The 12,902-nt window shown below is 47.5% G+C and carries 9 protein-coding genes; 4 read left to right on the forward strand and 5 right to left on the reverse strand.

Going from position 1 to position 12,902, the window contains the following annotated elements; all coding sequences use genetic code 11:
• Nucleotides 1–5 precede the first annotated feature (5 nt).
• The gene (serB, locus tag A8L45_RS09555) at nt 6–980 is read left to right on the forward strand and encodes a phosphoserine phosphatase (protein ID WP_068901632.1); all 975 of its coding nucleotides are present in this window, start codon (nt 6–8) and stop codon (nt 978–980) included.
• On the opposite strand, the gene A8L45_RS09560 is transcribed toward serB, so the two are convergent.
• Nucleotides 959–2,917: a PilZ domain-containing protein gene (locus A8L45_RS09560; RefSeq protein ID WP_083228281.1), complete on the reverse strand. Its 1,959-nt coding sequence runs from the start codon at nt 2,915–2,917 to the stop codon at nt 959–961. The genes serB and A8L45_RS09560 overlap by 22 nt on opposite strands.
• Nucleotides 2,918–3,381: 464 nt before the next feature.
• Nucleotides 3,382–5,376: a PilZ domain-containing protein gene (locus A8L45_RS09565; RefSeq protein ID WP_068901637.1), complete on the reverse strand. Its 1,995-nt coding sequence runs from the start codon at nt 5,374–5,376 to the stop codon at nt 3,382–3,384.
• Nucleotides 5,377–5,447: 71 nt separating this feature from the next.
• Between A8L45_RS09565 and radA the strand changes: the two genes are divergently transcribed.
• Complete coding sequence (radA, locus tag A8L45_RS09570; RefSeq protein WP_068901639.1) at nt 5,448–6,827, forward strand: DNA repair protein RadA; 1,380 nt, start codon at nt 5,448–5,450, stop codon at nt 6,825–6,827.
• A 130-nt stretch (nt 6,828–6,957) separates the two neighbouring features.
• On the opposite strand, the gene A8L45_RS09575 is transcribed toward radA, so the two are convergent.
• From A8L45_RS09575 to ettA, 3 genes are all read right to left on the reverse strand, one after another.
• A complete protein-coding gene (locus A8L45_RS09575) occupies nt 6,958–8,070 on the reverse strand; it encodes a M23 family metallopeptidase (protein ID WP_068901641.1) in 1,113 nt (370 codons plus the stop codon).
• Between the two features lie 64 nt (nt 8,071–8,134).
• Nucleotides 8,135–8,506 carry a PilZ domain-containing protein gene (locus A8L45_RS09580; protein ID WP_068901643.1) on the reverse strand — a complete coding sequence of 124 codons (372 nt, stop codon included), beginning with the start codon at nt 8,504–8,506 and terminating at the stop codon, nt 8,135–8,137.
• Between the two features lie 229 nt (nt 8,507–8,735).
• On the reverse strand, nt 8,736–10,403 hold the full coding sequence (gene ettA / locus A8L45_RS09585) for an energy-dependent translational throttle protein EttA (RefSeq protein ID WP_068901645.1): 1,668 nt from the start codon (nt 10,401–10,403) through the stop codon (nt 8,736–8,738).
• A gap of 157 nt (nt 10,404–10,560) precedes the next feature.
• Here ettA and sltY point away from each other — a divergent pair, with 157 nt between their 5' ends.
• Entirely contained in the window at nt 10,561–12,498 is a 1,938-nt protein-coding gene (gene sltY, locus A8L45_RS09590) for a murein transglycosylase (RefSeq protein WP_245680694.1), read from the forward strand.
• 64 nt (nt 12,499–12,562) lie between these two features.
• Entirely contained in the window at nt 12,563–12,856 is a 294-nt protein-coding gene (gene trpR, locus A8L45_RS09595; protein WP_068901646.1) for a trp operon repressor, read from the forward strand.
• Nucleotides 12,857–12,902 lie beyond the last annotated feature (46 nt).

Below are 12,902 nucleotides of genomic sequence, written 5' to 3' on the forward strand. Positions count from 1 at the left end.
AAAACATGGATGCGTTTAAACCCTATCCGCTCAAAAAACAGTCCCGCCTGTACCGCCAGTTTCCCTCTTTAAGACGTTATAACCCGTTCTCAGTGAAGCAAGCTGGTTGGATACTATTTGGCCCGTCGATTTTACCGTCCCATCTCGAACATATTAGCTTCTATCTGGGGGAAGACGTGGAGCCAGTGGCGGGGTGGACAGTCGCCGACCATACCGTGCTGCTTATGCCTGGGACGCTCAATCCCGATATTGAAGAGATATGTCAGGCAATAGAGCTGGACTATGCGTCAGTCGACTGTCTGCCTGAATTGGACCAACCGGGTCTTGCAGTCTTTGACATGGACTCCACCGCGATACAGATTGAATGTATCGATGAAATAGCTGCACTTGCCGGCGTTGGCGAGCAAGTCTCGGAAGTCACTGAGCGCGCAATGCAAGGTGAGCTGGATTTCGAGCAGAGTTTGCGTGAGCGGGTTGCTGCCCTGAAAGGAGCTGATATGGCGATACTCACACAAGTTCGTGACAGCTTGCCGTTGATGCCGGGAATGGGACAACTGGTGGCGACGCTGAAACATTTTGGCTGGAAAGTGGCGATTGCCTCCGGCGGTTTTACGTGGTTTTCAGACAAGTTGAAACAGGATCTACAGCTTGATCATGCTGAATCCAACCAGCTTGTTATTGATGGCAATGTTCTGAGTGGAGAACTGACAGGCAACATTGTCGATGCACAAAGAAAAGCAGACATATTACGTGAACTGGCCGATAAGTTTGATATACCGGCCACCAACACGATTGCGGTTGGCGATGGCGCGAATGATCTGGTAATGATGGCCTCGGCAGGGCTGGGGATAGCATTTCATGCGAAGCCTAAAGTTGAGGCACAGGCTCAGGCCGCTGTGCGATTCAGCGACCTTGTCGGTGTTGCCTGCATTCTCTCTGCCTCATTAATCAAGACAGGTCAGCTTTCCCTCAAGGGCTGACGGATCTTCAGGGTAGCTCGCAGTAGCACCTCATCGGTGATATCTGTGAGCTCTCCATAAATACACATCTGGTCCATTTCACTTTCCAGCGCTCTCACTTTGTTGCTTGCCGTAAAATAGAGGGCTTCAAGTTCATTGCGTTTTACATGATTCAATATACCTGACAGTGCCTGCATGGTATTTCTGACTGCAATGAACTGACCGCGTTTTCTACTTTCAACAATAAAAGCAACTCTTTGCTCATACGTGGCGAAATCAGAGGCAGCCTTCACGACGATTTTGTCGTCATGGCCAAAGTTGTACAGCACCACATAAAACTCCTGATAAATGGTGCCGCCGTTTTGAAAGACCTGCCTGACGGCCTGATAAAAGATTGCATGAAAAATAGGCTCCAGACTGAGCTTACCCTTCTCATTGTAAGTCGCCAGTACCTGATTCAGGAAATTGTCCATGGAGCTGATACCAAATGCCCTGACAGATAACGCATCACCGTCACGGGCAATAAAATAGCGTGTGGATGACAGATGTCCAATCGCTACTTTCTTGAGTCCTTCGCTAAGGTGCGAGCGATCAGCGGCGAACACCTCACGGACCTCCGAACGCGATCGTTTATGACGGGTAAACGGAGTCAGGCTATCTACCTTGGCAGAAGCCACATCGGCAGGCATATAATCTTCCGTGTGCTCTCTGGTAATATCCTGAACGAAAGCGATGTGTGACAGCCGGGTTAAATCAGGGTAACCCTTTAGCTCTTTCCGGTTCACTTCGCTGAAGGTTACCCTGAGTACCCGCCATGAGCTTTTCTGAGAGCCAATCTGACAAAGGAGGTGTCTTTTCTTAATCGAAAGCTCATGAGAGCCCGCGCAAAGGTAATACTTTTTCCCATTGTGATGTTGATGGAAACAATAGAAGAAGACTTCCTGCAGGCGTTCCAGTTGCTTAATACGCTCCGCAGAAAACAGCTGGTCGAAGAAGTGTTGGTTGTTTTCATCGTGCCAATATGTCCATTCGGCTTGATTATTGGCGTTCAGTAACACAAAACGTGGAGTCTCACCTTCAAAATAAATCGGCAAGCTCTTCGTCCGCTCAGCAATAACACCCTCAAGTGCCCGGTTTCTCAGGTTTTCTATTTTATCCTGATTCTCAAAGCGCCTTTTCGGTTCTTTTCCTGCAATTAAAGGTTGGATGATCCCAGTAACAGATTCTGACTCAAACTGAGAAACCAGCGCCAGTCCCAACGACACCCACTGAGAACTGTGGCTGTACTCTTTTATCCGAGTAATTCGATAGCGAAAGCCCATGATATTACCGGGTGGTCTGGCATCTTTGTAAGGGTTTTTAAGCTGGACAGTCAGCGTATCGCCCTCTCGATAATCAAATGCCGATGTCAGCCTGAGTTTGATGCCAGATCGAGAGATATTTTGGGTAGAGCCATGAACAATCGTGTTGTCTTCCAGCATTGCCGTGATAGGGATCGACAGATTAAACCGACTCTCCTTGCGCAAAATGTTTTTACCGAACTCAACGTAGCGTGCGCTCAGCCAAGGTGAGGTCAGTTTGCCTTGCTCGTTATCCTCGCTGGTTTGCAGCAGACGGTTACTATTCGGCATACGCTGCAGCTCTTCGTAGAGTCCTTGGGTAAATACTCCTCCAAAATCGGGAAGGCGTTTCAGATAATGGTTGAGTGCCACGTCATCAACCCAGGATCGCGTATTATGCAGTAGGTACAGTCGGCAATCTCCCTGTACTTTACCGCGCAGGTCTAAATGCTTATTGCAGGGTGCCATAAGGCGTTTAAGTTCAATCTTTATAAGTACTTTTGCTGCACTTGGCAGACTTTGAGAAAGCTTGTTCAGCTTGTCTTCAAATTCAGACAAAAAATAAAGAGGTAACAGTGCCTGAACCTCTTTATGGTACTCATGCATTTTTATCGTCATGGTTTTATTTTTTTGAGTGTATTCTGGACGAACACCAGTGGAGGATTTATCTAAACATAACGATATCAGTCGAACTTATGGGTATACAAAAATAGGCAAAATGTGAATGAGAAATTAAGCTTATACGGCAATTTTTGTACAACTAAGTGAAAACGTAATATTGTTATCCGACTCAAATCACTCCAAAAATTCAGTATTCTTTGGTTTATCCGTTATTGGAATTTTATTAGGCAATGGGACGTATATTGAGTCAACTCAAAAATAATATGATGTGATAAAAGTGCGTATTCTGGTGGCTAAAAGTCGTTATTTGTGGCGTTTTTGCTGTAATGTGTGTAAAAAATGCAAAAGAATTTGAGTTGGAAAAGATAGGCAATATTATATTCACGCGCACTGTTATGTTAAGACTATTTAGCCTGTGCAACCATTTTGCAGAGCCTAAATTGCCTTTTTTTCTGGTCAAATTACTGGTTGCCTAACAAATACCGCTTCAATACTTCCTGAGTAATATTGGTCAGCTCACCGAAAACACATATTGAATTCATTTCATGTTGTAAAAGGGTGATTTGATTTCTTGAATTTGTGAGCAGGGGACTGAGTGCTCTGTTGTCGGCATAATCATAAACGCGCCGAATGGGCTGCAACGTGTTTCTTACTGCGACAAAACTTCCCATCTTACGGGCATTAATGATGAAGTTTACTCTGTCTATGGGTGATGAAAATTCACTGAAGGTTCGCACGGCTGACCTGACCTTGTTTTTCCCGGCAGGAAATATCGCAATATAAAAGTCGATGTGGCTGATGGGGGGAGGTGAGTTTTTCTTGGCCGCTTTTTTTATCAACCTCATTAGCTCGTCGTGATAAAGAGGCTGAAGTGACATATTGCTGGTTTTTTTCTTCTCCAGCAGAATCTGGTTAAGAAAGTTGTTATGGGTATTAATCACAAAGGCATGGGCAGAATAAATCATGTCTTTTTTGCCCAGAAAATAGCTGGTGCTGTCAAAATGGTCGACAGAAATTTTACGCAATAAATCAGCAAATTGAGACTGGATGTCTGGATTGATTGGGCTGATACGTGAGCTGTTATATAAACTGCGACTAAAGCGGTTCAGCAGCTCCGTCTTCACCTCTGGTTCAGGTGACTCAATCTGGTAGTCGTCCCGCTGGTCATGGTCGGTCAGATCCTGAATCAATACAATGTGACTCAACGCTGCCATATCGGTAGGAGAATCTTTCAGCTCATCTTTTTCTATAGCACTGAGTCTGAGGCGCAGTATCCGCCATGAAGGTTCATTAATACCGATCGACCAAAAGTGTTTTCTTTCCTGCTCGGAAAGTTCTGTATCCGATGCGCAGACATAATATTTCTGGTCTTTTTTGTAGCGACAAAAACAGTAAAAAATGAGCTCACGTTCTTTTTGGAGACTCTGTAAACGCCCCTCACTGAGCAGTTGTGAGAAGAACTGCTCGCCTTTTTCGTTGTGCCAGTAATCCCAGATGCCCCGATTCATCAATGTCATGAGTGCAAAGCGAATGGCACCAAACTCCAGAAAAAGCGCCAGTGTGGTGGTATGATTGACCACCACTTTTTCAAGTGCTCTATGCCTGATGTTATCTATCTGGTGATTGCTATCTTCTGTTGGTTTTTGAGACTTCTTGTTGCGGTGCCGATTATCAATAACTGCTCCTATCGCCTTTGACGGCGACACGATTTTCAGCCCCAAGGTCATAAAGTGGCTACTGTAGGAATAGTCACGAATTTGGGTGATAGTGTAGGTAATTCCCTCAATAAGCTCCGGCATCTCTTCTGCTTCGTCGAGTTTGGGAAATCGAATCGTGACTTCATCGTCGACATGATAATCGAATGCGGCCGTTGCTTTGATTTTTAGACCTGATGAGGAAATATCCAGCGTGTTACCATGCACCAAGCACCCGTCAGGCAGCACCAGTTCTATGGTGGCGAAGAATTTATATCGACTCTCTTTTCGCAGTATCCCTGCACCTGATTTGAAGTATTCAGCCGAGAAGTTAGCGGTCGGTTCTGCTTTGTGTTGGGTGGGTTTGAGTAACACATTTCGTTTTTCCTGCTTCGGCTGCAGCTCCTCCCACAGACCATGGGTTAATGAACCACCATAAAACTCTATGCGTTTGCGGTAATGATTGAGTGCAATATCATCAAGCCAGCAGCGCTCATTCTCCAGTTCGTACTCCCTCACTTCACCCGGTACCCGGCCACGCAAATCCAAGCGTTTGGAGCATGGCGTCATCCTGCGGTTAATCTCCATTTTAATCATGAAGACCTCGGTAGAGGTGTATTTACTGGATAATGCGTCTAATCTTGCTTCAAAGTTAGGTTTAAGAAAATGTGGGAGCAACTCAATGACAACATGCTCAAATTTCTGCGCGCTAATAGTCATGTCTGATAAACTGAAATGCCATTCTATGATCAATCGTTTCATGTAATTGTAGTTTGTTCCTCATAGATAACAGGGTATTACACTTTTTTTCCTCAGATCATTTCGGAGAGCGAATGGCAAAAGCAAAACGCGCCTACGTTTGCAACGACTGCGGCGCTGATTATCCGCGCTGGCAGGGACAGTGTTCGGCGTGTGCCGCATGGAACACAATTACCGAAGTTAGGCTTGCCGCGTCACCTCAGGTTGCCCGTAACGAAAAATACGCAGGCTATGCGGGAACCACAGAAGCCAAGGTACAAACGCTGGAAAGTATCGACCTACAGGAAGTTCCGCGCTTTACCAGTGGTTTTAAAGAGTTGGACCGTGTGCTCGGTGGCGGTATTGTACCGGGAGCGGCGATCCTGATTGGCGGCAACCCGGGGGCGGGTAAAAGTACTTTGTTACTGCAAACCATGTGCTGGCTAGCCAGCCAGATGCCAACCCTTTATGTGACAGGAGAAGAGTCACTTCAGCAGGTGGCAATGCGTGCTGATCGTCTTGGGTTACCGAAAGATAAGCTGAAAATGCTGTCGGAAACCAATGTTGAGGCTATCTGCCAGATCGCCCGGCAGGAAAATCCGAGGATCATGGTGATTGACTCGATTCAGGTGATGCATGTTTCTGACGTGCAGTCGGCACCGGGCAGCGTCGCTCAGGTAAGAGAGTCTGCTGCGGCGCTGACCCGTTATGCTAAACAGCATAACGTGGCTATTTTTATGGTCGGCCACGTAACCAAAGATGGCAGTCTCGCTGGCCCTAAAGTGTTGGAGCACTGTATAGACTGCTCTGTGCTATTAGATGGCTCCAGTGACAGTCGTTTCCGCACGCTGCGCAGCCACAAAAACCGCTTTGGTGCCGTGAATGAGCTTGGTGTATTTGCGATGACCGGGCAGGGGCTTCGTGAAGTCAATAATCCCTCCGCTATTTTTCTCAGCCGGGGTGAGGAAGTTACCTCGGGCAGTTCTGTCATGGTGATCTGGGAAGGCACCCGGCCTTTGCTGGTTGAGTTACAGGCATTGGTAGATTACTCACAGCTGGCTAACCCAAGACGGGTGACAGTGGGCCTTGATCATAACCGACTGGCGATCCTGCTGGCAGTGTTACACAAACATGGTGGCCTGCAGATGTCGGATCAGGACGTATTTGTGAACGTTGTCGGTGGCGTTAAGGTGGGTGAAACCAGTGCGGATCTCGCTTTACTGCTGGCACTGATCTCCAGTTTCCGCGATCGTCCTCTGCCCAGAGATCTTGTGGTGTTCGGGGAAGTAGGGCTGGCAGGGGAAATCCGCCCTGTCCCTAGCGGTCAGGAACGTCTGATGGAAGCGGCTAAACACGGTTTTACCCGCGCTGTTGTGCCCTCTGCCAATGTACCTAAGGCAGAAATGAAAGGGATGAAGGTTTATGGCGTTAACAAGCTATCTGAAGCTCTGCAGGTTTTAGATGAGTTTGATTGATGCTATACGCAAAAGCGAAAAGAGCGCCGAGGCGCTCTTTTTTTCCGACGTAAGTGTTTAATGTCCAAACGGATATAGCGTTGACACATGCACGACGCCACTAGAGCTATTCGAACTTCTCCTATCGAAGCTATTCTTTTTCTTCCTGTCGAGCGGGCTTGCGGTTCGCCAGCATCGGCGATTGCTCTGGCGGTGTTGATGAGGCCACCTGAATATTGGTTGCCACCATTCCTTCAATGATGCTGATAAGATTTGCCCAATCAACCCGCTTTTCTTTGTGAAGCAGTGACTCAAAACTTTCCGGTGTCCATGACATGAAAAATGAGGGGTTCAATGCCCTGCCAACAAATCGCACTTCGTAGTGAAGGTGTGGTCCTGTAGAGAGGCCTGTGTTACCCGTCCATGCAATCAGATCTCCCTTGCGGACAAACTGCCCGAGCTTGACGTTAAACTTCTCAAGGTGCGCATATAGCGTCATAAAACCAAAGGCATGCCCTACTTTGAGTACATTACCGTAACCGGTTTTTCTGTTGTTACGTTTGTACTCCACCACACCGTCTGCCGGAGCGTATATTGGCGTACCAATATTGGCGGTCAAATCCAAGCCGAGATGAAATTTTTTTTTGCCGGTCACTGGATGTTTTCTCGAACCGAATCCAGACGAATAACGGAATTTTTTGATGGGTTTACCGCTGGGGATCAGCTTGAGCATGGTCGCACGTACCGCAGAGTTCATGGCTGCGGCTTCGATTCTGCTACTGAGCTCCTCAATGTCAGACAGCTCTTTGTCCAACCCCAACACTACCTCCACGCTTGAAACACGCTGAGAGAGGTAAGTCAGCTCGGTATCTTTTTCCTCAATAACCTGAGCATGAGCACTTTCCTTGGCTTCAATGATTTGTTCATACTCATCCTGCTTGGCTGCGATGATCTCAGCATGATCCAGCTGAATATCGTCGATGTCCTCAATAAGTTGCTGACGCTGTTCAATCAAAGACTGCCGCTGAAGTGCCAGCTCTTCCAACTGATTGGTTAACTCTGTTTTTTTCTCCGCAAGGCTCTTCACCGTCATTTCGGCTGTACTTGAACGGTGAGTAAGATAGTAAATAGCCGATATACCGAGCGCGATAGACAGAAAAGAAAACAGTACAGCGAATCCCAGTACTTTTCTTTTCGACGGAGATAGGACAAAAAACTTCGACCCATAGGGGTGCGAGACGGTGATTCGAATATTATCCGCCATAAAAACAATGCTCTGCTTCTTGGTTGTCAATCCCTGACTAAATAGCGTACTCAGCAGCTATTCATCAGACCTGTTCCTTCAAATCTGCCAGCTGCGCCAATTCCCGGCGCAAAAGATTATGGTCTCCAACATTCAGTTCAATTAAACGTTTGAGGTGGCTGGCACTGTCAATATCAACATGCGTGATCTTAAACCTCAGGTGGTGTTCATCTTCGTCGACCAAAGTGACGTCCATAAAAAGCTCAATGTCTGAATCGTGCAAACAGAAGCAAAGCTCAAAAGAGGCTGTGTCAGTCTGTTCCCAGTTTTCAGGCTTTTCAAGCAAGGCTCCTTTCAACGAAAGATCAAGAATACTTGATGGCCATGTATTCTCATCCTGACATACGACTGCTTTTGCATGATAAACCACTCTGGAGAACTTTCGGCGTTCGCGCATGAGACAATCCTAGATTCACTATCAGATTTATTTTGAATGTTGACAGGGCTCATGCATCGAAAAAAACACAGACCCTAGCTAAAAAACTAGCTTGGAAGGAAAATTCAGCAAGGAATAGAGGGAGAAAAAACGGTGATCTGTCTGATAAACGAGAAGGTGGCAAAAGGCCACCTTCTCTGTTTTTTAAGCCTGTGTACGAAAGTAAATACTTACCCTTAGTATGAAGAATTTACTTGGTTACACGCTTGTATTTCATACGGTGAGGCTGGGCTGCCTGAGCACCAAGAGTTTGTTTCAGCCACTCGCTGTACTCGGTGTAGTTACCTTCGTAGAAGTTGACCTGACCTTCATCGCGATAATCGAGAATGTGGGTTGCGATGCGGTCGAGGAACCAACGGTCGTGCGAAATCACCATGGCGCAGCCAGGGAACTCAAGCAGGGCTTCTTCCAGTGCACGTAGGGTTTCAACGTCGAGGTCATTGGTTGGCTCATCGAGCAGCAGCATGTTGCCGCCAGCTTTCAGAAGTTTAGCCAGGTGGACACGGTTTCGTTCACCACCAGACAGGTCACCGATACGTTTCTGTTGATCGCTGCCTTTGAAGTTGAAACGCGAGCAATAAGCACGTGCCGGGATCTCAAAGTTGTGGATACGGATGATATCTGCATCTTCAGAGATCTCCTGATACACAGTTTTGCTGTCATCCATGCTGTCGCGGAACTGTTCTACTGACGCCAATTGCACAGTGTCGCCGAGATCAATGGTGCCTGAATCTGGCTGCTCTGCGCCACTCAGCATCTTAAACAGGGTTGATTTACCCGCACCGTTGGCACCGACGATACCGACGATCGCACCCTTTGGAATACTGAAAGAAAGATCATCAATCAGCACGCGATCACCGAAAGACTTGGTCAGGTTGTTGACTTCCAGTACCTTATCACCAAGACGTTGACCCGGTGGAATGAACAGCTCGTTAGTCTCATTACGGCGCTGGTAGTCTGACGTGTTCAGCTCTTCAAAGCGTGCCATACGGGCTTTTGACTTTGCTTGTCTGCCTTTTGGATTCTGGCGAACCCATTCCAGCTCTTTCTCGATGGTTTTCTGGCGTGCTTTCTCTTGCGAGGCTTCCTGCTTCAGACGGGCATCTTTTTGCTCAAGCCATGAGGTATAGTTACCTTCCCATGGAATACCTTCACCACGGTCAAGCTCCAGAATCCAACCCGCAGCGTTATCAAGGAAATAACGGTCGTGAGTGATAGCCACCACGGTACCGTTATAGTCAACAAGGAAGCGCTCCAGCCAGCCCACAGATTCTGCATCCAAGTGGTTGGTAGGCTCATCAAGCAGTAGCATATCCGGTTTTTCAAGTAGCAGACGGCAGATAGCCACACGGCGACGCTCACCACCTGACAGGTGTTTGATTTTGGCGTCCCACTCAGGCAGGCGGAGGGCATCTGCAGCACGCTCAAGTGCGTTATCCAGATTATGTCCGTCTTTCGCCTGAATCAGTCCTTCCAATTCACCCTGCTCTTTCGCGAGTGCATCAAAATCAGCATCGGGTTCTGCATACGCTGCATAAACCGCATCAAGACGGGTCAGCGCATCCTTCACATCGGATACAGCTTCTTCAACAGTTTCGCGAACGGTTTTCTCTTCATCCAGTTTGGGCTCCTGAGGCAGGTAGCCAACTTTCAAACCGGGTTGTGGCCGGGCTTCACCTTCGATATCGGTATCAATACCAGCCATAATGCGTAGAAGGGTAGACTTACCTGCACCGTTCAGACCCAAAACACCAATTTTGGCGCCAGGGAAAAAACTCAGTGAGATATCTTTTAGGATCTGTCGCTTAGGTGGCACAACTTTGCCAACGCGCGACATGGTATAGACGTACTCAGCCATAACTGCTTCGTTCTCTTGTAAGACAAAGTGATTATTCTACCCATTAAAAAAATAAATTTAACAGCAAATCTCTCAGATGGTGATTAAGCTATTAAGTGTTAGCTGAGTAGGGGTAACCAAAATGATGATAAAGGATGTATATAAATTGCGGTTTTTAATGGATAAAAATGCATTTTCTCAGCTAATCGTATCGGTTTTTTTTACCCTCGTCTTGTGTCTGGTAATGTCGACAAATCTGTCAGCCGCCTCACTCCTGGAACAGCGTTCGGACTATCGTGCAGCCATAACAGCTGACGACAAAAAAAGGTATCGAGACTTCAAGAGACTTAAATATGGATTGAAAGATTATCCGCTTTATCCTTATCTGGCCTACCGGGAATTTATGCGTGAGCTGCCGTCAGCCACATTGACCCGGGTAAAGCGTTTTGAAGAACGATATGCGGACATGCCATTCACAACTACGTTAAGGTCGCGTTATCTCGGTCTGCTCGGCATTCGCAAAGATTGGTCGACCTTCCTCGCTTACCAGCCTGAACCACCAAATTCCGAACAATTACAATGCTATTACTACCGGGCCAAAGCGCAGCGGGGCGCAAGAGATGAAGCCATTGAAGGTGCAAAATCGCTGTTCTTGAAAGGAAAATCAGTGAAAAAGGCTTGCGACCCCTTGTTTTTGTATCTAAAACGAAGCGGTGAAATGACAGACGCTTTGATCCTTGAGCGCCTGCTGTTGGCCTTCGATAGTCGCAATCTGCGTCTGATGAAGTATCTGGCAAAGCAGCCCTCTCAGTCTGGTAAAGCCAGTGCTGCCGCTGCGATCAGGTTATATGGTCGTCCGGATAACGTTGAACATTTTTCTAGAGCGAGCAAAGTTACTGCTTTTAATGGTGAGCTTGTGATGTCTGCAGTGAAAAAGCTTGCCCGCGCCAATGTCAAAGAGGCGGTAAGACAGTTCAATGGTGCGATGAAAGGGCAAAAAATTGCTGACGACAAACGTCAGGAAACGGCCGAATTCATTGCCGGACGTTTAATGTCTACCACAGACGCGGCCTTGATGGTGTGGCGTGATAACATCATCCAAAACTCATCTAACGTCGCCTTGATCGATCGCCGCTTTCGACTCGCCTTAACCAGAAGCAGTATGAATGCTGCCGGTCGCTGGATTGATCAGTTACCAGAGGAAGAGGCAAACAAACTGAAATGGCGATATTGGCAGGCAAGAGTGGCGCGTGATCGAGGGCATCACTTTTCTGCTAACCAGCGTTTTGAAGATATGACGGGAGAGCGCAATTTTTACAGCATTGCCGCAGCCGTTCAACTGGGACAATCTCCTTATCTGCCGTTCGCCAATCCAATTGCAGAACCTCAGAGTCTGGAGGTTTTCAAAAAACCGCTTGAACGGGTTCGTGAACTCTTGGCCCTTGATAAAGTGGTTGCCGCCAAGCGGGAGTGGGAATTTTTGCTCCGCCGCTCCAGCCGCGAGCAAATAGAACAACTCGCCGTCTATGCCTCGGATAAAAAGTGGCATCATTTGGCGGTACAGGCGACGATACGAGGAAAACTGTGGAACCTGATTCAGCACCGCTTTCCCATCGCCCATCGTGGCTGGTTTGATATGTTCAGCAAAAAGCGCCAGCTCCCCCTTACTACTTTGCTGGCATTGTGCCGACAGGAAAGTGCTTTTTACAGTCAGGCTGTGTCCCCTGTCGGCGCACGTGGGCTGATGCAATTGATGCCCGCAACGGCAAGGGCGACCTCGAAAAAGCTGGGTATCCGCTATCGGGGTAAAAGCAGTTTGACAGATCCCGTGACCAACATTCGCATAGGCAGTGGTTACCTGCGCGAGTTACTGGATAAATACGACGATAATCGGGTACTGGCGCTGGCAGCTTATAATGCTGGGCCGTCACGGGTAAAACGCTGGCTGAATGACTCTAACGGCAATTTGGATGCTGTCGCGTTTATAGAAACCATACCTTTCAAAGAAACGCGTGGTTACGTGCAAAATGTGCTGGTATTTGAGATGTATTATCGTGAGCTGCTTGGTAAACCACAGCTTTTTCTTCAGCCACACGAGCGCAACATGCGTTACTAATTTTTTTGCACAGCTAATTTGTGTATATACTGGCGAGTAATAGAAGTAAGAACATGAGGTTGCCATGTCCAATACCCCGAAATATACAAACTGGCCAGAAGTCGTGGCATTAATTCAGCGAGCTGCCGAACAGGACAAAGAATCGGAGCTGCTGAATATGCTGCTTACGCAAGACGAGAGGGACACGCTGGTGGCCCGGGTAAATATTTTCCACGAGTTACTGCGGGGAGAAATGAGTCAGCGTCAGGTCAGTCAAATGCTGGGGGTGGGCATTGCAACCATTACCCGGGGCTCGAATGAGCTCAAGCGGGTAGATGACGAAACCAAAGCCTGGTTGGTTGACCTACTGAAAAAGTAGTGGATTAGACGATGTTAAAAAGGGCCTGATGGCCCTTTTTTTATGC

The sequence above is a fragment of the Veronia pacifica genome, from assembly GCF_001707825.1.
GTDB classification, from domain to species: Bacteria; Pseudomonadota; Gammaproteobacteria; order Enterobacterales; family Vibrionaceae; genus Veronia; species Veronia pacifica.